This is a genomic window from Stenotrophomonas sp. MYb57 (assembly GCF_002966815.1).
Lineage (GTDB): Bacteria > Pseudomonadota > Gammaproteobacteria > Xanthomonadales > Xanthomonadaceae > Stenotrophomonas > Stenotrophomonas indicatrix.
The window spans coordinates 3,416,599-3,437,427 of the sequence record NZ_CP023271.1; the positions used below are offsets into that span (position 1 = coordinate 3,416,599).

The 20,829-nt window shown below is 67.6% G+C and carries 21 protein-coding genes; 6 read left to right on the plus strand and 15 right to left on the minus strand.

Annotation, left to right across the window (positions count from 1 at the left end; translation table 11 throughout):
* Positions 1 to 164: 164 nt before the first annotated feature.
* Positions 165 to 1,802: an acyl-CoA dehydrogenase family protein gene (locus CLM74_RS15750; RefSeq protein WP_105164474.1), complete on the minus strand. Its 1,638-nt coding sequence runs from the start codon at positions 1,800 to 1,802 to the stop codon at positions 165 to 167.
* Between the two features lie 114 nt (positions 1,803 to 1,916).
* Between CLM74_RS15750 and CLM74_RS15755 the strand changes: the two genes are divergently transcribed.
* From CLM74_RS15755 to pdeM, 4 genes are read left to right on the plus strand one after another with little or no spacing between them, the layout of a single operon-like run.
* Positions 1,917 to 2,915, plus strand: coding sequence for a ligase-associated DNA damage response exonuclease (locus tag CLM74_RS15755; protein WP_032977105.1), 999 nt, complete (start codon positions 1,917 to 1,919; stop codon positions 2,913 to 2,915).
* Positions 2,912 to 4,519 carry an ATP-dependent DNA ligase gene (locus tag CLM74_RS15760; protein WP_105164475.1) on the plus strand — a complete coding sequence of 536 codons (1,608 nt, stop codon included), beginning with the start codon at positions 2,912 to 2,914 and terminating at the stop codon, positions 4,517 to 4,519. The genes CLM74_RS15755 and CLM74_RS15760 overlap by 4 nt, the downstream gene beginning before the upstream one ends.
* Positions 4,516 to 6,975: a ligase-associated DNA damage response DEXH box helicase gene (locus CLM74_RS15765; protein ID WP_105164476.1), complete on the plus strand. Its 2,460-nt coding sequence runs from the start codon at positions 4,516 to 4,518 to the stop codon at positions 6,973 to 6,975. Before CLM74_RS15760 ends, CLM74_RS15765 begins: the two co-directional genes overlap by 4 nt.
* The gene (pdeM, locus tag CLM74_RS15770; protein WP_105165038.1) at positions 6,965 to 7,606 is read left to right on the plus strand and encodes a ligase-associated DNA damage response endonuclease PdeM; all 642 of its coding nucleotides are present in this window, start codon (positions 6,965 to 6,967) and stop codon (positions 7,604 to 7,606) included. Before CLM74_RS15765 ends, pdeM begins: the two co-directional genes overlap by 11 nt.
* A 21-nt stretch (positions 7,607 to 7,627) precedes the next feature.
* Here the strand turns inward: pdeM and CLM74_RS15775 are convergent, their stop codons facing one another.
* From CLM74_RS15775 to CLM74_RS15810, 8 genes are all read right to left on the minus strand, one after another.
* Positions 7,628 to 7,897, minus strand: a complete 270-nt coding sequence (locus CLM74_RS15775; protein WP_105165039.1) for a hypothetical protein — start codon at positions 7,895 to 7,897, stop codon at positions 7,628 to 7,630.
* A gap of 178 nt (positions 7,898 to 8,075) precedes the next feature.
* Positions 8,076 to 9,344: an NAD(P)/FAD-dependent oxidoreductase gene (locus tag CLM74_RS15780; protein ID WP_105164477.1), complete on the minus strand. Its 1,269-nt coding sequence runs from the start codon at positions 9,342 to 9,344 to the stop codon at positions 8,076 to 8,078.
* A gap of 374 nt (positions 9,345 to 9,718) precedes the next feature.
* Positions 9,719 to 9,925, minus strand: a complete 207-nt coding sequence (locus tag CLM74_RS15785) for a cold-shock protein (protein ID WP_019183439.1) — start codon at positions 9,923 to 9,925, stop codon at positions 9,719 to 9,721.
* Between the two features lie 88 nt (positions 9,926 to 10,013).
* The gene (locus tag CLM74_RS15790; protein WP_025879179.1) at positions 10,014 to 10,760 is read right to left on the minus strand and encodes an S-methyl-5'-thioinosine phosphorylase; all 747 of its coding nucleotides are present in this window, start codon (positions 10,758 to 10,760) and stop codon (positions 10,014 to 10,016) included.
* 81 nt (positions 10,761 to 10,841) lie between these two features.
* Positions 10,842 to 11,396, minus strand: coding sequence for a hypoxanthine-guanine phosphoribosyltransferase (locus CLM74_RS15795; RefSeq protein WP_025879180.1), 555 nt, complete (start codon positions 11,394 to 11,396; stop codon positions 10,842 to 10,844).
* Entirely contained in the window at positions 11,396 to 12,403 is a 1,008-nt protein-coding gene (nagZ, locus tag CLM74_RS15800; protein ID WP_025879181.1) for a beta-N-acetylhexosaminidase, read from the minus strand. The genes CLM74_RS15795 and nagZ overlap by 1 nt, the downstream gene beginning before the upstream one ends.
* 161 nt (positions 12,404 to 12,564) lie before the next feature.
* On the minus strand, positions 12,565 to 13,272 hold the full coding sequence (locus CLM74_RS15805) for a DsbA family oxidoreductase (protein ID WP_105164478.1): 708 nt from the start codon (positions 13,270 to 13,272) through the stop codon (positions 12,565 to 12,567).
* A gap of 49 nt (positions 13,273 to 13,321) precedes the next feature.
* Positions 13,322 to 13,807, minus strand: coding sequence for a CYTH domain-containing protein (locus CLM74_RS15810; RefSeq protein ID WP_088101523.1), 486 nt, complete (start codon positions 13,805 to 13,807; stop codon positions 13,322 to 13,324).
* Positions 13,808 to 13,901: 94 nt separating this feature from the next.
* On the opposite strand from CLM74_RS15810, the gene CLM74_RS15815 reads away from it, so the two are divergent.
* Positions 13,902 to 14,522, plus strand: coding sequence for a hypothetical protein (locus CLM74_RS15815; RefSeq protein ID WP_080148296.1), 621 nt, complete (start codon positions 13,902 to 13,904; stop codon positions 14,520 to 14,522).
* Positions 14,523 to 14,582: 60 nt separating this feature from the next.
* On the opposite strand, the gene rlmD is transcribed toward CLM74_RS15815, so the two are convergent.
* Positions 14,583 to 15,917: a 23S rRNA (uracil(1939)-C(5))-methyltransferase RlmD gene (gene rlmD, locus CLM74_RS15820; protein WP_105164479.1), complete on the minus strand. Its 1,335-nt coding sequence runs from the start codon at positions 15,915 to 15,917 to the stop codon at positions 14,583 to 14,585.
* A gap of 128 nt (positions 15,918 to 16,045) precedes the next feature.
* Here rlmD and CLM74_RS15825 point away from each other — a divergent pair, with 128 nt between their 5' ends.
* A complete protein-coding gene (locus tag CLM74_RS15825; RefSeq protein ID WP_025879186.1) occupies positions 16,046 to 16,768 on the plus strand; it encodes a response regulator in 723 nt (240 codons plus the stop codon).
* 538 nt (positions 16,769 to 17,306) lie between these two features.
* Here CLM74_RS15825 and recO read toward each other — a convergent pair.
* From recO to lepB, 5 genes are read right to left on the minus strand one after another with little or no spacing between them, the layout of a single operon-like run.
* Positions 17,307 to 18,026, minus strand: coding sequence for a DNA repair protein RecO (gene recO, locus CLM74_RS15830; protein WP_025877120.1), 720 nt, complete (start codon positions 18,024 to 18,026; stop codon positions 17,307 to 17,309).
* Positions 18,027 to 18,044: 18 nt separating this feature from the next.
* Positions 18,045 to 18,941: a GTPase Era gene (era, locus tag CLM74_RS15835; RefSeq protein WP_025877117.1), complete on the minus strand. Its 897-nt coding sequence runs from the start codon at positions 18,939 to 18,941 to the stop codon at positions 18,045 to 18,047.
* On the minus strand, positions 18,938 to 19,618 hold the full coding sequence (rnc, locus tag CLM74_RS15840) for a ribonuclease III (protein WP_032977092.1): 681 nt from the start codon (positions 19,616 to 19,618) through the stop codon (positions 18,938 to 18,940). Before rnc ends, era begins: the two co-directional genes overlap by 4 nt.
* On the minus strand, positions 19,608 to 19,991 hold the full coding sequence (locus tag CLM74_RS15845; protein WP_025877113.1) for a DUF4845 domain-containing protein: 384 nt from the start codon (positions 19,989 to 19,991) through the stop codon (positions 19,608 to 19,610). The genes rnc and CLM74_RS15845 overlap by 11 nt, the downstream gene beginning before the upstream one ends.
* 34 nt (positions 19,992 to 20,025) lie before the next feature.
* On the minus strand, positions 20,026 to 20,820 hold the full coding sequence (gene lepB, locus CLM74_RS15850) for a signal peptidase I (RefSeq protein WP_025877111.1): 795 nt from the start codon (positions 20,818 to 20,820) through the stop codon (positions 20,026 to 20,028).
* Positions 20,821 to 20,829: the final 9 nt, after the last annotated feature.

The window sequence follows — 20,829 nt, forward strand, 5'->3', positions numbered from 1 at the left end:
ACGCCCAACCCCGGTCTTGCCGTGCGCGCAGGACAGCGCACAGGAGCAAGGCGCGCCCGAGCCTACCTGGTCGTATTTACGGCGCCCCCTGCGCAGCCCACCCGCGCGGCCCTGCCCACGCTCCTGCGCCGCCCACCATGAGGGGCTTCGCCGTTGGCCGTCACCTACGGCAGCGCACGCGCCAGCATCGCCGCCACATCCAACCCCGCCGGCAGCGTGCCGAATGCCAACCCATGCTCGCCGTGCAGCCGGCTGCGGATGAACGCTTCGGCCATTGGACTGCGTGCACGCAGCAACAGCGCGGCCTGCAGCAGCAAGGCAGTGCGTTCGCAGAACACCCGTGCCTGTGCCTCCTCCGGCGCCGCCGCATCGCGCCACTGCTGCAGTGCCGACGCATAACGCGCATCACGATCGGCCACCGCCTCCAGTTCACCGTGCAGCGCCGCCAGCACCTCCGGCTCGCGCGCCAGCGCGCGCAGCACATCCAGGCACTGGATGTTGCCGCTGCCTTCCCAGATCGAATTCAACGGTGCCTGCCGGTACAGCCGCGGCAACATCGATTCCTCCACGTAGCCGGCACCGCCCAGGCATTCCTGCGCTTCGTTGACGAACGCAGGTGCGCGCTTGCATATCCAGTACTTGCCCAAGGCCGTACCCAGCCGCGCGAGCGCGGCCTCGGCCGGATCGCTGCCAGCGCGATCGACCGCGCGTGCGATGCGCATCGCCAGCACCGTGGCCGCTTCCGATTCCAGCGCCAGATCGGCCAGCACGTTGCCCATCAGCGGATGGTCCAGCAGTGGCTTGCCGAAGGTGCGCCGATGCCGCGCGTGATGCAGCGCCTGCGCCAGCGCCATGCGCATTTCCGCCGCAGCGCCCAGCATGCAGTCCAGCCGGGTCATCATCACCATGCCGATGATGGTGGCCACCCCGCGTCCCTCCTCGCCCACACGCCAGGCCTGTGCGCCACAGAACTCCACTTCGCTGGATGCGTTGGCCCAGTCGCCCAGCTTGTCCTTCAAGCGCATCAGACGGAATGCATTGCGATCGCCGTCGGCCAGGCGCCGTGGCATCAGCAGGCAGGTCAATCCGGCCGGCGCCTGCGCCAGTACCAGGAAGCCATCGCACATGGGTGCGGAGAAAAACCATTTGTGGCCGATCAGCCGATAGCGCTCGCCGTCGATGGGTTCGGCGCGGGTGGTGTTGGCGCGCACATCCGAACCGCCCTGCTTCTCGGTCATGCCCATGCCAAGGGTGATGCCGGCCTTGTCGGCCACTGGCACATCGCGCGGGTCGTATACCGGTGCGGCGGCCTTGCGCGACCACTCGACCAGATGCGGCTGCCCGCGCAGCACAGCTACCGCGGCGTGGGTCATGGTCAACGGGCAGCTGGTGCCGGCCTCGGCCTGGTGGTGCAGGTAGCTCAGCGCAGCGCGCGCGACATGCGCGCCGGGCTGCGGCTCGTGCCAGGACAACCCTGCCACGCCATGTTCCTTCGCCGTCTGCATCAACTGGTGATACGCCGGATGGAATTCCACGGTATCGATGCGATGGCCCTGTGCATCATGGGTACGCAGGCGTGGGCGATCGCGGTTGGCGTCGAAGCCGATGCGGTACAGCGCGTCGCCGGCCAGCCCTCCGTACACCGCCAACCGCGGTGCGAACGCCGCCGCGCCCTCGCGCTGCACGGCCTCCATCAATGCGATGTCGTCGGTCCACAGCTGCCGGCCGGCGAACGGCGGCGGCTGGTTGAGCACCACATGGGTTTCGTAGGGGGCGCTGCTGTTGAAGCTCGGTCCACTCATCGGTTCCTTCCCCGCCGGCAAGAGGTGTGCGGTCCGATTGTGCCGTATCGCCCGGCAACCCCGCGTTCAGGCCGATTCTCGCCACGTGCACGACCGGACCGCCACAGTGACGGCATGGCAGGCAAAGACGATCTGGTAGTACTGCGGCCGGAAGGGCTGTACTGCGCGGCAGGCGATTTCCATATCGATCCCTGGCGGCCGGTACCGCGCGCGGTCATCACCCATGGCCATGGCGACCATGCGCGTCCGGGCATGGGCGAGTACCACTGCAGCACCGGGAGCGTGCCGATCCTGCGCTGGCGCCTGGGCGATGTGCCGCTGCACGCGCATGCCGAGGGCGTGCCGTTCGCGCTGGGCCGGGTGCAGGTATCGCTGCATCCCGCCGGCCACGTGCTCGGCTCGTCGCAGGTGCGCATCGACGATGGTGAGCAGGTCTGGGTGGCGTCGGGCGACTACAAGCGCCAGCCCGACCCGACCTGCACTGCATTCGAAGTGGTGCCCTGCGATACCTTCATCACCGAGGCGACCTTTGCGCTGCCGATCTACCGCTGGCCCGATACCCGTGCCGTGGCGGCCGAGATCGCCGCCTGGCGCCGCGAGTGCGCGCAGCGGGGCGAAGCGGCGGTGCTGCTCTGCTATGCGCTGGGCAAGGCGCAACGCGTGCTTGCCGAGCTGCGTGCGGTGGATGACCAGCCTGCCTGGCTGCATGGCGCCATCGCCAACGGCGTGGCCGTCTATCGCCAGGCCGGTGTGCCCATGCTCGACACGCTCACCGTTGCCGAACAGGGGCGTCAGCCCGATGCGGCCGGCCAGCTGATCCTGGCCCCGCCCTCGGCCGCCGGTACGCCGTGGCTGCGCCGGTTCGGCCGTCACCAGCTCGGTTTCGCCTCGGGCTGGATGCAGTTGCGCGGCAACCGCCGCCGGCGCAACGTCGACCGTGGCTTTGTGATCTCCGACCATGCCGATTGGCCAGCGCTGCTGCAGACCATCACCCAGACCGGCGCGCAGCGGGTCATTGCCACCCACGGCAACACCGATGCGTTGATTCCGTACCTGCGCGAACGCGGCGTTGCCGCCGAAGCGTTCCGCACCGATTTCGGAGGCGAGGAATGAAGGCCTTCGCCGCGCTGTACCAGCGGCTGGATCGCAGCACGGCGACACTGGACAAGCGCGCGGCGTTGATCGATTACTTCCAGCACGCACGCCCGCATGACGCAGCGTGGGCGCTGTACCTGCTCAGCGGCGGCAAAGTGGGCGGCGCGCGGCGGAAGATTGCCGGCAGCGGCGAATTGCGGGCGTGGATCGCCGACGAATCCGGCCTGCTCCCCTGGCTGGTCGAAGACAGCTACGCGCAGGTCGGCGACCTTGCTGAAACGCTTACCCTGCTGCTGGATGATCCGGCCACCGAAGCCGAGGATCGGCCTCTGGCCGACTGGATCGAACAACACCTGCTTGCCGTTGCCAACCAGCCGGAGCCGGTGCGTCGTGCCGCCGTGGTCGACGGCTGGCGACAGCTGGCATCGGCCGAACGCCTGGTCTTCAACAAGCTGCTGACCGGCGCGCTGCGCGTTGGCGTGTCGCAGCGCGTGGTGCAGCAGGCATTGGCCGAGTGGTCCGGGCTGGATATCGCCCGCATCGCCCAGCGCATGCTCGGCGACTGGGTGCCCTCCCCCGGCCTGCTTACCACCTTGCTGTCTGCCGAAGAACTGTCGACCGATCGTCAGCAGCCCTACCCGTTCTTCCTCGCTTCGCCGCTGGAAGGGGAGCCCACCGAGCGGCTGGGCGACATCAGCCACTGGCTGCTGGAATGGAAGTGGGATGGCATCCGCCTGCAGTTGCTGCGGCGCCAGGGTGAGGTGGCGTTGTGGTCGCGAGGCGAAGAGCGGCTGGACGGTCGCTTCCCGGAGATCGAACAGGCGGCAGCGTCTCTGCCCGATGGCTGCGTGCTCGATGGCGAGCTGCTGGCATGGGACGACGCCGACAATCTGCCGCGTGCATTCACCGCCCTGCAGACCCGCATCCAGCGCCGCAAACCCGGCGCCGCCACCCTGCGCAACACGCCGGTACGCGTGCTCGCCTACGATCTGCTTGAGCGCGACGGCGAGGACCTGCGTGCACTGCCGCTGCAGCAGCGACGCGTGCAGTTGGCCGAGGTGATCGGTGCGCTCGGCGATCCGCGCATCCAGCTCTCGCCCGAGGTAGACGCCGACGATTGGCAGCATGCCGCGCAGCTGCGCGAAGCATCGCGCGAGCGTGGCGTGGAAGGGCTGATGCTCAAGCGTCGTGATTCGGTCTACCAGTCCGGGCGTCGCCGTGGCGACTGGTGGAAGTGGAAGGTCGAACCGCTCACGATCGATGCAGTGTTGCTGTACGCGCAGGCAGGCCATGGTCGGCGCAGCACGCTGTATACCGACTACACCTTCGGCGTCTGGGACGGCGAGACACTGGTTCCAGTGGCCAAGGCCTATTCCGGTCTGGACGACAAGGAAATCCTCGCCCTCGACCGCTGGATCCGCGCGCACACCCGTGAGCGCTTCGGCCCGGTGCGCAGCGTAAGTGCTGAACAGGTGTTCGAACTCGGCTTCGAAGCGGTCAACCGCAGCGCGCGCCACAAGTCCGGCATTGCCGTGCGCTTTCCACGCATCCTGCGCTGGCGCCACGACAAGCCGGCTGCCGAAGCCGACCACCTGGCCCAGTTGCAGGCGCTGGCGCGATGAAGCGCAGCGATGCGCTGCAGCGCCTGCACGAGTGGTTCGGCAGCCGCGGCTGGCGCCCCCTGCCCTTCCAGCGCGCGATGTGGCGTCACTATCTGGCGGGCGAATCGGGCCTGCTGCACACCCCAACCGGCAGCGGCAAAACTCTTGCCATGTTCGGCGGCCCCTTGTTGCAGGCGATGCTCGACCCGCCCCCCGTACCGCGTCGCGCCAGCGCGGTGCGCCCGCTGCAGGTGCTGTGGGTGACACCGCTGCGGGCGCTGGCCAGCGATACCGCACGCGCGCTGCAGGCGCCGATCGACGGCCTGGGCCTGGGCTGGCGCGTGGGGCTGCGCAGCGGCGATGCCAGCAACCGCGACAGGCGCCTGGCCCGCGAAGGTCGCATCGACGTGCTGGTCACCACGCCGGAGTCGCTGGCGCTGCTGCTCAGCTATCCCGATACCCTTGAGCGCATGCGCCAACTGCGCTGCGTGGTGGTGGACGAATGGCACGAACTGCTGGGCAACAAGCGCGGCGTGCTGCTGCAGTTGAATCTGGCGCTGCTGCGTGAGGCAGCCCCGGCGATGCAGCTGTGGGGGCTGTCGGCCACATTGGGCAACCTGCCACAGGCACGCGACGTACTGCTGCCACACCGTCCACAGGCAACGATCGTGGAAGGTGCACGGCAGCGGCCGGTGACGATCCGCAGCCTGCTGCCCGAACCCGGCGAACGCTTTCCATGGGCCGGGCATCTTGGCCTTTCCCAGCTTCCGCGCGTGCTCGACGCGCTGTTCCGTGCACGCAGCAGCCTGCTCTTCACCAATACCCGTGCGCAGGCGGAACTGTGGCACCAGGCCCTCGCAGCCGTGTGGCCGGAAGATGCCGGCACGCTCGCCCTGCACCATGGATCATTGGATCCCACGCTGCGACAGCAGGTCGAGGACGGACTGCGTGCGGGCACGCTGCGCTGCGTGGTGGCAACCTCCAGCCTGGATCTGGGCGTGGACTTTCCGGAAGTGGACCAGGTGCTGCAGCTGGGCAGCCCGAAGGGCGTGGCGCGCCTGCGCCAGCGCGCCGGGCGTGCGCGCCATCGGCCCGGTGCCAGCGGCCAGATACTGTGCATTCCCAGCCATGCGCTGGAACTGGCCGAGTACGCGGCGGCCCGGCACGCGTTGCATGACGGGGTGATCGAAGCGCGACGTCCTCCCACGTTGTCGCTGGACGTATTGGCCCAGCACGCCGTCAGCCGCGCGCTGGCGGGCGGCTTCAACGCCGATGCACTGCTGGAACAGGTCCGTGGCACGCATGCCTTCGCCGCGCTGGAGGACGCACAGTGGAATGCGGTGATCGATTTCATCGTGCAGGGCGGACGTGCATTGTCCCGGTACCCGGAGTTCCATAAGGTGGTACGCGATGCCGACGGCGTGTACCGCATGCCCGATCGCCGCCAGGCGCTGCGCCATCGGCTGTCGATCGGGACCATCAGCAGCGACGGCAGCGTGCGCGTACAGTTCCTGCGTGGCGGCAGCCTGGGCGCGGTGGAAGAGCAGTTCGCCAGCCGCCTGCGCCGCGGCGACCGTTTCCAGTTTGCGGGGCGGCTGCTGGAGCTGGTGCAGCTGCGCGACATGACCGCGTTCGTGCGCGTGGCGCGCGGTGGTGGTGATGGCGTGGTACCGCGCTGGCAGGGCGGTCAACTGCCACTGTCGATGCCCTTGGGCCGCGAACTGGAAAAGGTGCTGTCAGGCGCCGACCAGAGCGCGGAGTCGCGGTGGCTTGCGCCGCTGCTGGCATTGCAGTCGCAGCTGTCTGCGGCGCCATCGCCCGACCACCTGCTGGTGGAAGACGTGCGCCGACCCGAAGGCCAGTTCCTGTTCGTCTATCCCTTTGCGGGCCGCCATGTGCACGAAGCGCTGGCCGCGCTGCTGGCCCTTCGCTGCACCCGTCGGCAACGCAACAGCATCGGCTATGCAGTGAATGACCATGGCCTGGTGCTCGCTCCGGCCACGCCGGTGGATCTGCAGGAACAGGACTGGCGGGCAATGCTGGATGCTGGCGATCTGCTGCAGGACCTGCGCGAAGCAGTGAACCTGGGCGAGCTGGCGCGCCGCCAGTTCCGCGGCATCGCGCGCGTGGCGGGCCTGCTGGTACCCAGCCTGCCGGGTGGCATGCCGCGCTCGCTGCGCCAACTGCAGGCCTCCGCCGGACTGCTGCATGACGTGCTGCGCGAGCACGATCCGGAGCATCTGCTGCTGGCATTGGCCGAGCAGGAAGTACTGCACGACAGCCTCGACCTGCCCGGGTTGCAGCAGGTGCTGGCACGCATCGCCACACGTTCGTTGTCCCTACAGCGGCCCTCATCACTGACCCCGCTGGCATTTCCCTTGTGGGCCGAACGCCTGCGTGGGCAGTTCAGCAATGAAGACTGGCGCACGCGCGTGCAGCGTGCCGCGCAGCAGCTGGAGCGCCGCCATGGCCGCTGATCTTCCGCTGCAGCTGGGAGGTGAGTCGATGCTTCTGCTCGGCGGCCGGGCGCTGCTGTGGCCGGCGCAGCGCGCGCTGTTGATCGCCGACCTGCACCTGGGCAAGGCGGACGTGTTCCGGCGTGCGGGAATCGCCCTGCCGTCGGGCGGCACCGGCAATGACCTGCAGCGCCTGCAGGACCTGGTGACCATGCACCAGTGCCAGCAACTATGGATCCTCGGCGACGTCCTGCACGGCCCGGCGCATCGCGCGGCCTGGTATCAGCAATGGCTTGGCTGGCGCGAACATCACGCCGCGCTGGAGATCCACGTGGTGCGCGGCAATCACGACCGTGATCTGCCGAAGGCGGCGCTGCAGGTGCAGATGCATGACGACGCGCGATGGGGACCGTTCCTGCTGCGGCACGAGCCGCTGGCCGATGCCTCCGCGCACGTGCTGGCGGGCCATGTGCATCCGCAGGTTGCGTTGCCGGCACTGCGACGGCGCTTCCCCGCGTTCTGGCTGCGCCACGGCGTGACCATCCTGCCGGCATTCTCGGCATTCACCGCCGGTGTGGTGCCTGTACTGTCGCCGGGCGAACAGCTGCTCGCCTGTGTGGAAGACAGCGTAGTGCCGCTACCGGTTCGCTGAGGCGTCGAGACCTGCGCGGGATTACGACGGGCGGGCGGCGATTCCGTGCATCAGGCTGAAATCCTGCGGCGCCTCGTCGGCATGGCGCGGCAGTGCCTGTATCGCCATCAGCATTTCCTGTGCGCAGGCGCGGATATGGCCGTGGCTTTCCGGTGATGCGTGGCTGATCAGACTGCCGACATGAAACTCGAACACATCTTCCAGTACGTCCGGCTGGTCCTCGTGCAGCATCCGCAGCAGACCGCGCAGCTTGCAGATTTCCGATTCCAGCTTCTCGACCGCGAACAACATGGCATCCTCCTCGTGCATCGTGCGGCGCATCCGGGCCGCAGCAGGCAACGACGGCGGCGCCACCCGGGCCACGCGATGATCGATCACGAAAAGGAAAGCGGGCGACGCGGCTGCCGCGTGCTCATCTCTTGTCGCACATACGGGGTGAGGCAATCGTTAAATGCCGTAACGAAAGGCTTCACGCGGTGGCCGGCATTTCCACGCCCTGTAGCGGCAGGGGCGCAGCGGCAAGCGCCTGGATGAATGCCGGATCGAGCGGCAACGCGCCCAGCCATCCGTGCTGGGTGCCGCTGAGCACGCGCAGCATGTGCCCACGCCCGCCAGGCAGTCGTCCCATCGGTCCCAACAGCACATCGCGCGCCTTTGCCCACGCATCGCGATCGGACTGGAACAGCGGCGTCAGCCAGCGGCTCCAGCGTTGATAGACCGCCACATGCGCACGTCGTTGCGCCTGGTAGGCCTGCAATGCCGGTTCGCCACCACCGTGGGTGCGTAACGCGTCGCGCAGTGCCAGTGCATCCAGCAGCGCCATGTTCACGCCCTGCCCCAGCTGCGGGCTCATCGCATGTGCTGCATCGCCTGCCAGCACCAGCCGCCCCTGATGCCAACGCTTCATCACGGCATCGCGGTACACCGCACGCGCCAGCTGACCGGTGTCGCGCAGATGGGCGAAGCGCGCGCCCGCCTGTGGCCACAGCGCATGCAGTTCTTCCAGCCACGGCGCCATGCCGTCGCCCTGCCAGCGGTCGAAATCCGCACGCGGCAGGCTCCAGAAGAAGCTCAGGCGAGGCGTGTCGTCACCGGGTCGGGTGCCCACCGGCAGCAGGCCGATCATCTTGCGCGCGGCGACGTAGCGCTGCCGCAGCTGCTGCATGTGCGGCCAGTCTTCGGCCGGCAACAGGCACCACAGCGCGCCCCACGGGTACACCCGGTCCAGCGCCGCGCCACCGTCGACGGCGTTGCGCAGCGTGGAGGCGGCGCCGTCGGCGGCAACCACCAGATCGAACGGTCCGTGCGTGCGACCGTCGCTGTCGCGCAGCCGCCCCTGCTGGTGATCGACCTCGACGATGGTCGTGCCCACGTGCAGCTCGCCGGCGCCTTCACGCGCCTGGTCCAGCACCGAGAACAACGCCCCGCGCTGCATGCCCATGCCGTGCAGTCGCGCATCCAGGCCGTCATAGCCCATGTCCATCACCACGCGCTCGCACGGCGTATCGCCATACAGTCGTCGCACCGGCATGGCGTAGCCACGCACGGCATCGAGCAGCCCCATCTGCCACAGCACCTGCAGTCCGCTGGGCTGCAGCAGGAATCCCGCACCCACCGGCCCGGGGGTCGGCACGCGTTCGAAGATCTCCACCTCGTGGCCATCACGGGTGAGCAGGATGGCCAATGCCTGGCCAGCGGTGCCGTATCCAATCACGGCGATGCGCAGTCGTTCCGTCATGCCTGCATTGTGCCATCGGCGCAGGGGCGGTACATCAGCTACCCCTCTTCCGAGCAGATGTGCCGGGCTCCGCCACCACTGCCGGCTCTCCTGCGAATGTCCCCCGGCAGCCTCTGCGCGGCTGCCTCCTCCTTTACTTCGCAGGAGAGCCGGCAATGGTGGCAGCGCTCAGCTTTCATGGCCTCTGTTGGCGCGCGCGATTCCGCAACGGGAGCGCCTGTCCTTGCGTGCGAAGTAAAGGAGGAGGCGATGGCCGCAGGCCGGCGCCGGGGGACATTCGCACGCAAGGACAGGCGCTCCCGCCGCAAGAGCATCTTCACGGCCAGCAAAAAAAACCCCGCCGAAGCGGGGTTTTCAACGCACTATCGAGTGGATCACTCGGCCGGAACGATGTTCGAGGCCTGGGCGCCCTTCGGGCCCTGGGTCACGTCGTAGGTGACCTTCTGGCCTTCCTGCAGACTGCGGAAGCCCTTGGAGTTGATCGCGGAGAAGTGCGCGAAGACGTCGGCGCTGCCGTCCTCCGGCGAGATGAAGCCAAATCCCTTGGCGTCGTTGAACCACTTGACGGTACCGTTCGGCATGGTGATGCGTGACCTTATGCAATGAATGGGTGGTGTACGCTGAACCCGCGCACAAGCTGAGTATGCAAAGCTTGTTACGCGAAGACAATCACCCCCGCGCCAATTCGCCGACCAGTTCCGGAAGTCCGTTGCTGGCGGCCTGCACATTGGCGAGCACTTCGGCCATGGTGATCTCCTCACCATCACCGCACCCAGCGGCCCAGTTGGCAACGATCGCCAGGCAGGCGTAATCCAGCCCCAGCTCACGCGCCAGCGCCGCTTCGGGCATGCCGGTCATGCCGACCAGATCGCAGCCATCGCGGCGCATGCGCGCGATCTCGGCGATGGTTTCCAGCCGCGGGCCCTGGGTCGCGCCATAGCAGCCGCCATCGTGGACCTTCACACCGGTCACCTTCGCCGCCGCCAGGATCTTGCTGCGCAGCATCGGCGTATACGGATGGCCGAAGTCGACGTGCACCACGTCGGTGCCCTCTTCTTCGCAGATCGTGCTGATGCGGCCCCAGGTGTAATCGATTACCTGATCCGGGCAGGCCAGCACGCGCGGACCGAAATCGTCACCGATGCCACCGACCGTGTTCAGCGCCAGCACCCGCTGCGCGCCAATCTGCTGCAGCGCGGCCAGGTTGGCCCGGTAGTTGATCTTGTGCGGCGGCAGCGAATGGCCTTCACCATGGCGTGCAAGGAAGGCCACGCGATGACCGAGCAATGTCCCGACCCGCACCGGGCCGGACGGCTTGCCGAAGCGGGTGTCGACTTCGTGGGTCTGCACGTCGTCAAGCTTGGCCAGGTTGTAGACACCGGTACCGCCAATCACGGCCAGGGCGATCTGTTGCATGGAAAGCACTCCAGAGAAAAAAGAACGCCGGCACCCGAGGATGCCGGCGGCAGGAAACGCAGGCCGCAGGCGGCCGCGTTGTTATTCCTTCATCGCGTAGATGGCCGGCACGCAGCGCAGGGTTTCGTTGACGTCCATGCCGAAACCGAACACGTAGCGATCCGGCAACTCGATGCCGGCATAGTCGGCGGTGACGTCCGGCAGCGCGCGATCGTGCTTCTTCACGGTCATCGCGGCAATGCGCACGTCGGTCGCGCCCTGCTCCAGGCACCAGGTACGCACGCCCTGCAGGGTGTAACCCTCGTCGAGGATGTCATCGACCAGCAGCACGCGGCGGCCGAACAGCGCCGTGGCCGGCTTGTGCTTCCACACCAGGTCGCCGCCGGTGGTCTCACCGCGGTAACGGGTGGCGTGCAGGTAATCGAACTGCACGTCCTGGCCACGCGCGCCCAGCTCCAGTGCCAGCTGGCCGGCGAACGGCAGCGCACCGTGCATGATCGACAGGAACAGCGGCACCTCGCCCTGGTAGTCGCGCGCGATGGCGTCGGCGATGCCGGCAATGGCCTTGTCGATGGTGGGGCGGTCGACCAGCAGGTCGGCTTGGGCCAGGGCCTGGGAAATGGTGAGGTTCGGCATCAGACGGTTCTTCCAAGGGTTTGCAGCAGACGGGATTGGGTGTCGCCATGGCGGGCATCGGCCAGCAGGCCATCCCAGCCAAGCGCGCCGCGGCCGAGCAGGCCCAGCAGCGCAGCGGTATTGAGGGAGCGTCCCTGCACCGCGTGCAGGGCTTCATCGACCAGCTCCGGGTGGCAGACCAGCACCACATCGCAGCCGGCATCCAGGTGTGCGTGCACGCGTGCCGGCACGCCACCGGCGCTGTGCGAGGCGGCCATGCCGATGTCATCGGAGAACACCACGCCGCGGAAGCCGAGCTCGCCACGCAGGATCTGCTGGATCCAGCGCGGCGAGTAACCAGCGGGTTCCGGTGCGACCTGCGGGTAGATCACGTGCGCCATCATCACCGCATCGGCGCCGGCGGCGATACCGGCCGTGAACGGGACCAGATCCTGTGCGCGCAGTTCATCCAGCGCACGCGGATCGATCGCGGTATCCACGTGGGTGTCTTCCAGCACGGTGCCATGGCCGGGGAAATGCTTGAGGGTGGCGGCCATGCCGACCGCATGCATGCCGCGCACATAGGCAGCGGTGAACGCGGCCACCACCTGCGGGTCTTCACTGAAGGCACGATTGCCGATGGCGCGATTGCCACGGCCGAGGTCGACCACCGGGGCGAAGCTCAGGTCCACGCCGCTGGCACGGACCTCACTGGCCATCAGCCAGGCGTGCTGCTCGGCCAATGCCAGCGCAGCGTCGGGATCCCTGGCGTACTGGACACCGATGTCCTGCAGCGGCGGCAGTTCGCTGAAGCCCTCACGGAAGCGCTGCACGCGACCGCCTTCCTGGTCCACGCAGATCAACTGCGGGCGCGGTGCGGCAGCGCGGATCGCCGCGGACAGTTCGGTCACCTGCTGCCGCGAAGCGAAGTTGCGCTTGAACAGCACCACCCCGGCCACAGCATCGTGCTGCAGCCACTCACGTTCCTGGGCGGTCAGTTCAGTACCGGCAACGCCGATCAGCAGCATGGTCGATCTCCACAACGGGCGCCCGCATGGCGCAGTGCCGCATTGTCGCAGAACCGGCCAACAGGCGCAGTGGTCAAAAAGGGGGACGGAGGGGATCAAGGCGCAATCGACCACTGGTGCCGGATGCGACTCAATCCCCTCCGTCCCCTTCTGCGGGTCGGTCAGACCTTGCAGCCGTCCGCGCCGCAGGCGTCGTCGCCGCCGTCCGGGGCACCCTCCGCGCTCTGCCCTGGCGCCTGCTCGGCGGCGATCTGGCGCAGCGCGTTGGCGAAGGCCTCCGGGGGCTGGGCTCCGGAAACCGCCCAGCGGCCATCGATGACGAAGGTGGGCACCGAGGAGATACCCAGTGCATGGGCCTGCGCCAGGCTCGCTTCCACTTCGGCCAGGCCACGATCGCCGGCCAGCATCTGCTTGATCTCGTCTGCGGCAAGGCCACCGGCCGCGCCGGCCGCGACCAGCACCGCCGGGTCAGCCAGATTCTGTCCATGCTCGAAATGGGCGCGGAACAGCGCCTCACCGACGGCCTCCTGCACGCCGTGCTGGCCAGCCAGCCACAACAGGCGATGCGCCGGCAGCGTGGTTACCCGCACCTGGCCCTGGCTGAAGTCCATCGGCAAGCCCTCGGCCCGCGCAGCGGTCTGGGTCTGGCCCAGAATCTGCTCGGTGCGCTCGGCACCGCCGAACTTGCGCACATAGGCCTCGCGCAGTGGCACCGGGGTGGCGTCCGCATCGGGGTCAAGCTGGAACGGCTGCCAGTGGATCTCGAGTTCGGGCGCATCGGCGCCCAGCAACTGCACACCCTGCTGGAAGCGATGCTTGCCGATCCAGCACCAGGGGCAGACCACGTCGGAGTAGATGTCGATTCTCATCCCCCCGACATGGGGGCCGACACCCTCGAAAAAAGGGGGACGGAGGGTTTCACCACTGTGAATAGGGGCGGCTGGCCAGAGCGACGTTGTAGTAGCGGGCGTCGTCGGTCACTTCGGCGCCGATCCAGTCCGGCAGGTCGATGGCCTGGTCGGCGCTGTCCAGCTCGACTTCAGCGACCACCAGGCCGGCGTTGTCGCCGAGGAACTCATCCACTTCCCAGGTCAGGCCGGCGTACTCGACCAGATGCCGGCGCTTGTCGATCAGGCCGCCGACGCACAGCGCCAGCAGGTCGCGCGCATCCTGCACCGGAATCGGATAGTCGAACTCCTGCCGGGTATGGCCCAGGGTGCGCGACTTCAGGTTCAGCGCGGCCTTGTCGCCTTCGATGCGAACCCGCACCGACGCGTTCTGGGTGCCGCGGTCGAGCGCGCCCAGATCGTTGATGTAGCCCTGCGCCATCGGGATGACCCGGTGCGCGGCAGTGCGCCACCCATCATGGGTGACGAGGAATTTGCGTTCGATTTCGATGCCCATGGGCACAGTATGCGGCTCACGCCAGACGCTGCCTATCGGCGCGGCGACGGGCAGGACTACACTGCGCGGCCCCCCAACCATGGAATGGTCGCTCATGACGCTTTCCCATCGCCTTCGTCGCTGTCTTGCCCTGTCGGCGCTGCTGCCGTGCGCCGTTGCCAGCGCCGGATCGGCGACCGTACCTTCGCTGCAGCAGGCACAGGCTGCGATGGACCGGATGTTCGACCAGGCCGTTGCCGATCGCCCCGCCAGCGACAGCAGTCGCCTGGTTGCCGAGACGTTCCGGCCCCGTCTGCAGACCCTGGACAGCTGTGCCCCCGCCGAGGCCGGCGACGCCGTCGATTGCATCGCCACCGCCAGCGCAGGCATCAACTCGCGACCACAGCTGCTGCGGCTGGCGCTGGTGGATGGCGCGTGGACACTGCCTGACCAGCGCAATGTGCCCGTACCGGCACCGCCCCGCGAAAGAGTGCAGGTGCTGCTGCGGGAACGGATCGCCGGGCAGGCGCAGCAGCAGGCCGACCCAGCCCTGCGCGCACGCTTCGAACAGGCTGCCGGCACCCTGCAGGTGCAGGAAGTGAGGAACTGCGAGGTCGCCAGCGACAGGGCCGCCATCGAATGCACCGTGCGCGCAGGCGACGGCAGCGAGCATGGCGAGCAGTCCATGGCCTTCGTGCGCGTGGACGGCCAGTGGCAGAACGCACCGGCCGACTGACCGCATTGCCTGCCTGCAAGCGGCAAGGCAGGCGCCGGGCAGCCCCCGGCGCTGCAGGCATCAGCGCTTTTCGAACACCGCGATGCTTTCCACGTGCGCGGTATGCGGGAACATGTCCATCGCACCGGCGCTGACCAGGGTGAAGCCCTGTTCGTTGACCAGGTAGCCTGCATCGCGGGCCAGCGAGCCCGGATGGCAGCTGACATAGACGATGCGCTTGAACTGCTTCAACGGCAGCTGCTGCAGCACTTCGATGGCGCCCGAACGCGGCGGATCCAGCAGCAGCTTGTCAAAGCCCTGGCGCATCCACGCCGTGCTGCGCTGGTCCTGGGTGAGGTCGGCGCTGTAGAACTGCGCGTTGGCCAGCCCGTTGCGCTCGGCGTTCTCACGCGCACGCGCCACCAGCCCGGCATCACCTTCCACGCCCACCACTTCGCGCACCTTGCGCGCCAGCGGCAGGGTGAAGTTGCCCAGGCCACAGAACAGGTCCAGCACGCGCTCGTCGGCACCCGGTTCAAGCAGGTCCAGCGCGTGGCCGATCATCTTCTCGTTGAGCTTGGCATTGACCTGGATGAAATCCAGCGGACGGAACGCCAGTTCGACATCCCACGGCGCCAGCCGGAACGAAAGCGCCACGCCCTGCCCGTCCAGCGGCTGCACGGTATCCACGCCGCCCGACTGCAGGTAGATGACAAAGCCGTGCTGTTGGCCGAAGGCCGCCCAGGCGGCGCGATCGGCATCACTCAGCGGCTGCAGGTGGCGCACGGTCAGCACCACGGCCTGGTCACCGGCGATGAACTCGATCTGCGGGATGTCGCGCTTGCCATCCAGGGATTCGATGAAGGTCGACAGCACCTCCACCTTGGTGCCGATTTCCGGGATCACGGTCAGGCACTGCTGCAGATCCGCGACGAAGCGCGGGTCCTGCTCGCGGAAGCCGACCAGGGTCTTGTCCTTCTTCTCGACTCGGCGCACCGAGAACCGGCCCTTGCGGCGGTAGCCCCAGCTGTCACCCACCAGCGGCGGCAGCACGGTGCCCGGCTTCACATGGCCGATGCGCTCCAGGTTGTCCATCAGCACGCGCTGCTTGGCGACGATCTGCTGGTCTTCGTCCAGGTGCTGCAGCACGCAGCCGGCGCAGGTGCCGAAATGCGGGCACTTGGGGGTCACCCGCTGCGGCGAGGCCTGCAGCACTTCCACCGTGCGCGCCTCATCGAAGTGGCGGCTGCGGGCGGTCTGTTCGGCCATCACCACTTCGCCCGGCAGGGCGCCGCTGATGAAGGTGACCTTGCCGCCCTCGCCTTCACGGCGGGCAACACCGCGACCATCATGGCTGAGGTCGAGGATCTCGGTCTGGAAGGGAGTACGGTCGATGCGGGAGCGGGATCGGGCCACGTGGCAACAGGCTGCGGGCAAAAGTGGGGGCGTATTGTCGCAGATCCTGACCAGCAGGGCCGCTGGCCGCTTGCGCCCGCCGCCGCCGTGCTTGATGATTGACCCCAGCTGACATGGAGGCAGCCCTGATGCAGATGACCCCGCGGGCCAGTCGACCCCGCTTCCTGCTTGTCGAGGACGACATCATCAGCCGTGGTTTTTTCAAAGCGGCGTTGGAAACGTTACCAGCGGATGTGGACACCGCCGACTCACTGGCCAGCGCCCTCGCGCGCGCCGAGCCCGGTGCCCACGATCTGTGGCTGATCGACGTCAACCTGCCTGATGGCAATGGTGCCCAGCTGTTGCACCAGCTGCGCCGCTCGCACCCGGACACCCCGGCGCTGGCGCACACCGCCGACGGCGATGCTGCCATTCACGCCCGCCTGCGCGAGGCGGGTTTCAGCGACACCCTGGTCAAGCCGCTGGGCCGTGACCAACTGCTGAAGGCGGTCCGTCGTGCGCTGGTCAACAGCCCCGCCGGTTCCACGGTGCCGCCGGCGGCGGTCGAGCTGGCCCTGGAGGACTGGGACGAAACCGCCGCCCTGGCCGCGCTCAATGGCCAACGCAACCACCTGATCGCCCTGCGCGAGCTGTTCCTGGCCGAACTGCCGGGCGTGCGCGATGCGGTCGAACAGGCCGTGGACCAGCATGACGAGCGCCAGCTGCGCAGCCAGCTGCACCGGTTGCAGGCCAGCTGTGGGTTCGTGGGTGCAGCGCGACTGGCACGTGCGGTACGGCAGCTGCATCACACGCCCGAATCGGGGCAGGCACAGGCGGGGTTCCGCGCGGCGGTGGCTGCCCTGCTGCACTGAGGGTTGGTCGGCAGGGCTGCGCCCTGCACCCGCCGAAGCTGACGTCAAATTCAACGTCAAAAGCGTGCATCCCGTGGGATGGCGGGGCGGTGTCGGAGTGCGGGGACGCCGTGAACCCATCCATGGGGGCTTGGCAGCCGCATCCATGCGGCTGACACCCCGCACTCCGACACCGCCCCACCTCTGACAGATTTCCGCGATCTGGTAGATCCACGCCATGCGTGGATGAATCTCCATCGAAATCGAATATTTCGATATTGGATCGAAGAGCATCCACGCATGGCGTGGATCTACGTGTCGACCAAGGTCGACACCTACCAGAGGCGGAAGCCGTTCCGACAGCTCGCGGACAATTGTCGAAGGCGGGGTGGGTCCGGTTGCGGGGGTGTCCGCGGCATGGATGCCGCGGCCAAGCCCCCAAGGATGGGTTTACGGCGTCCCCCGCAACCGGACCCACCCCGCCTACCCACGGATAGCCAGCTTTTGCCGTTGACGTTGATTCGGCAGGTGCAGGGCTGCAAGCCCTGCCGAACACCCCTCAACGCCGGGGTGTCAGCTGCTCCAGCATCTCCCACGACTTCAACCCGCGCGCGCCCAGGTGATGGGCCAGCACCCGCCGCATCGGCAGGCGCAGGCTGGCCAGATCGGCGGCTTCCGGTTCGTCGTCGGCTGCCAGGGCCAGCAGTGCCGAACCGGTAGCCGCTGCGCGACGCTCGCCGCCACGCTCGCTGAGCAGGCGCTGCGGTCCTTCCTGCGGGTCCAGTTCATAGCGGGCGGCCGGGTCGATCGGCTGGCCATCACTGGCGGTCTCCAGATCGAAACCCACGCCCAGCGCCGCCAGCAGCTCGCGTTCGAAACGGCGCAGGGTCCAGGCCAGTCCGGCCCCCACGGCCAGGCGCGCACGCGCCTCACCAAAGGCCAGGTACAACTCCGGCAGCGGGTCTTGGCGCGGTGCCAGGCGCAGGGTCAACTCGCTGAGATAGAACCCGGCCAGCATGGCCTGGCCGAGCAGGCGCGGCGCCACATCCAGCGCTTCAGCACCGCGCAGCTGGGCCAGTTCGCCACGCTGCAGCGCGCTGAAGCGGATCCACTGCAGGGGCTGCAGGGCCGCTCGCAGCACCTGGCCCTTGGCCGTGGAAACACCGCGCGCGAGCAGGCCGATCCGGCCGTGCTCGGCGCTCAATACCTCGACCAGCAGGCTGGTCTCGCGATAGGCCCGCGCATGCAGCACGAAGCCGGTGTCGTCCTCGATCAGCATCGAAGCGACCGTCGCGGCTTATTCGTAGCCGAAGGCCTTCAGCGCGGCCTCGTCATCGGACCAGCCCTCACGCACGCGCACCCAGGTTTCCAGGAACACCTTGGCACCGAACAGACGCTCCATCTGCAGGCGGGACTTGGCCCCGATCTCCTTCAGGCGGGTGCCGCCCTTGCCGATCACGATCGCCTTCTGGCCTTCGCGCTCGACCCAGATCACCGCACCGATGCGCAGCAGGTTGCCGTCCTCGGTGAAGCGCTCGATCTCCACCGTGGTGGCGTACGGCAGCTCTTCGCCCAACTGGCGCATCAGCTGTTCACGCACCAGTTCGCCGGCCAGGAAGCGCTGACTGCGGTCGGTGATCTCGTCTTCGCCGAACATCGGCGGGGCTTCCGGCAACAGCGCCAGCACGTCACGGACCAGGGCTTCCAGGCCGTTGCGCTTCTGCGCCGAAATCGGATGCACCGACGAGAAATCACGGCCGGCGGTCACTTCCTGCAGGAACGGCAGCAGTGCGCCCTTGTCCTTCATGCGGTCGATCTTGTTGACCACCAGCACCACCGGGATACCGGCGTCGCGCAGCACGTTGAAGGCCAGGCTGTCCTCTTCGTCCCAGCGACCGGCTTCGATCACCAGCAGGCCGGCGTCGACGCCTTCCAGCGAGCCGCGGGCAGCGCGGTTCATGACCCGGTTCATCGCCCGCTTCTGCACCTTGTGCAGGCCGGGCGTGTCGACCAGCACCAGCTGCCCTTCCGGGTAGGTGGCGATGCCCAGCAGGCGGTGACGGGTGGTCTGCGGCCGGTTGGACACGATGCTGACCTTGGCCCCGACCAAGGCATTGGTCAGGGTCGATTTGCCCACGTTGGGGCGGCCGATGACGGCGACGCTGCCGCAATGATGGGGAGTTTGTTCGCTCACTTGGAATCCAGTTGTTCAAGGACGGCCGCAGCCGCTTGTTGTTCGGCAATCCGCCGCGAGGAGCCTTCGCCCTCGGTGCTGGCGGCGGGGTCGGCTACGTTGCAGCGTACCCGGAAGTGTTTGGCGTGGTCGTCACCGGATTCTGACACCAGTTCGTACTGTGGCAACGCCTTCTGTCGGCCCTGCAGCCATTCCTGCAGGCGGGTCTTGGGGTCCTTCTCCGGTCGCCCGGTGGCCGGCAGCGCCTCCATCGAGGCGGCAAACCAGGGCAGGACCATCGCCCGGCAGGCTTCAAAACCCACGTCCAGGTAGATCGCAGCAACCACGGCCTCGAACGCATCGGCCAGGGTCGAGTCGCGGCGATGGCCGCCGGACTTCATTTCGCCGGGGCCCATCGTCAGCCGGTCACCCAGCTGCAGGGTCCGCGCGATCACCGCCAGCGCACCCTCGCGGACCAGCTCGGCGCGGGCGCGGGTCATCGCGCCTTCGTCCGCCTTGGGCCAGCGCAGGTACAACGCCTCGGCAACCATCATGTTGACGATGCTGTCGCCAAGGAACTCCAGCCGCTCGTTATGCGGCGCGCCGGCACTGCGATGGGTCAGCGCCTGCTTGAGCAGGTCTGGGTCGCGGAAGGCGTGACCGATCAGGTCTTCACGTTGGAAAGATTTATTCGGCACCGCTACGGGTCAGGTCCTGGGAAGAATCGAATTTGCCAACCACATCCAGATTGCCGACCAGTTGGCGGCGCACTTCGTAGTTGACCTTGAGGGTCCAGCCATTGTCGCGACGGTCGAACTTGACGTTGGCCGGCTTCACGTTGTCCGAGTAGTTGATGTACAGCCGCTTGAAGAACAGTTCCTGGATGTTGGCCGGCGCCATGCTGCCGATGCCCGGTTCCTTGGCCAGGCTCTTCATCGCCGAGCGCACCGCGTAATACTCCTGGTACATCGGGAACAGCTTCATGCCGATGTAGAGGAAGAAGCCAACCACGATCAGGACCGTCAGGAACGAGGTCAGGGTCATGCCGCGCTGCGTGTTCATCGTCTTCATTGCGTTCTCCCCAGATACGCGAGTGGATGTGAAGTCAGTTGATGCTCGAGCCGATCCGCGACGGTTCGAAGCCGTCCTTGCAGAACCAGCCCTGGCAGTTCAGCCAGATCAGGAATGCCTTGCCGCGCAGGTTCTCTTCCGGCAGCAGGCCCCAGAAACGGCCGTCGTCGCTGTTGTCGCGATTGTCGCCCATCACCAGGTACTTGCCGGCCGGCACGGTCCACTGGCCCTGGCCACGCGGATAATCGGTCTCCAGCACGGTGTGGGTGCGGCCCGGCAGGTGCTCGACCAGCAGGTTGGCGCCCTCGCCCTGACCCTTGTGGCCAGCGTAGATGCCCTTGTTGTCGTACTTCAGCGGTTCGCCGTTGAGGATCACCCCGTCGCCTTCGAACACGACGGTGTCGCCCGGCACGCCGATCACGCGCTTGATGAAGTTCTCGCCCTTGGCGGGGTCGTTGTCGCCATGGCCGGGGAAGTGGAACACCACCACGTCACCACGGGCCGGATCGCCGACCGGCACGAAGCGGGTGTTGGTGATCGGCAGGCGCAGGCCATAGGAGAACTTGTTGACCAGGATGAAATCGCCGATCAGCAGGTTCGGCATCATCGAGCTGGACGGGATCTTGTACGGCTCGGCGATGAAGCTGCGCACGATCAGCACGATCGCCAGCACCGGGAAGAACGCACGCGAGTAGTCCACCAGCACCGGCTCGGTGTCGAGCAGGCCGGCGCGCTGGGCGCGACGCTTGGCCAGGTACAGCTTGTCGGCCAGCAGGATCAGGCCGGAGGCCAGGGTCAGCACGACCAGGAGGATCTCAAACAGTTTCATTCAGGGTCC

Coding starts and splice junctions, on each gene's coding strand:
- CLM74_RS15765 (WP_105164476.1), top strand. CDS start 4,516: ATGAAGCGCAGCGATGCGCTGCAGCGCCTGCACGAGTGGTTCGGCAGC.
- CLM74_RS15810 (WP_088101523.1), bottom strand. CDS start 13,807: ATGGGCATCGAAATCGAACGCAAATTCCTCGTCACCCATGATGGGTGG.
- CLM74_RS15760 (WP_105164475.1), top strand. CDS start 2,912: ATGAAGGCCTTCGCCGCGCTGTACCAGCGGCTGGATCGCAGCACGGCG.
- lepB (WP_025877111.1), bottom strand. CDS start 20,820: ATGAAACTGTTTGAGATCCTCCTGGTCGTGCTGACCCTGGCCTCCGGC.
- CLM74_RS15755 (WP_032977105.1), top strand. CDS start 1,917: ATGGCAGGCAAAGACGATCTGGTAGTACTGCGGCCGGAAGGGCTGTAC.
- CLM74_RS15785 (WP_019183439.1), bottom strand. CDS start 9,925: ATGCCGAACGGTACCGTCAAGTGGTTCAACGACGCCAAGGGATTTGGC.
- recO (WP_025877120.1), bottom strand. CDS start 18,026: ATGCTGATCGAGGACGACACCGGCTTCGTGCTGCATGCGCGGGCCTAT.
- CLM74_RS15780 (WP_105164477.1), bottom strand. CDS start 9,344: ATGACGGAACGACTGCGCATCGCCGTGATTGGATACGGCACCGCTGGC.
- CLM74_RS15795 (WP_025879180.1), bottom strand. CDS start 11,396: ATGCCGAACCTCACCATTTCCCAGGCCCTGGCCCAAGCCGACCTGCTG.
- pdeM (WP_105165038.1), top strand. CDS start 6,965: ATGGCCGCTGATCTTCCGCTGCAGCTGGGAGGTGAGTCGATGCTTCTG.
- CLM74_RS15815 (WP_080148296.1), top strand. CDS start 13,902: ATGACGCTTTCCCATCGCCTTCGTCGCTGTCTTGCCCTGTCGGCGCTG.
- CLM74_RS15825 (WP_025879186.1), top strand. CDS start 16,046: ATGCAGATGACCCCGCGGGCCAGTCGACCCCGCTTCCTGCTTGTCGAG.
- CLM74_RS15845 (WP_025877113.1), bottom strand. CDS start 19,991: ATGAAGACGATGAACACGCAGCGCGGCATGACCCTGACCTCGTTCCTG.
- CLM74_RS15790 (WP_025879179.1), bottom strand. CDS start 10,760: ATGCAACAGATCGCCCTGGCCGTGATTGGCGGTACCGGTGTCTACAAC.
- CLM74_RS15805 (WP_105164478.1), bottom strand. CDS start 13,272: ATGAGAATCGACATCTACTCCGACGTGGTCTGCCCCTGGTGCTGGATC.
- CLM74_RS15750 (WP_105164474.1), bottom strand. CDS start 1,802: ATGAGTGGACCGAGCTTCAACAGCAGCGCCCCCTACGAAACCCATGTG.
- nagZ (WP_025879181.1), bottom strand. CDS start 12,403: ATGCTGCTGATCGGCGTTGCCGGTACTGAACTGACCGCCCAGGAACGT.
- CLM74_RS15775 (WP_105165039.1), bottom strand. CDS start 7,897: ATGTTGTTCGCGGTCGAGAAGCTGGAATCGGAAATCTGCAAGCTGCGC.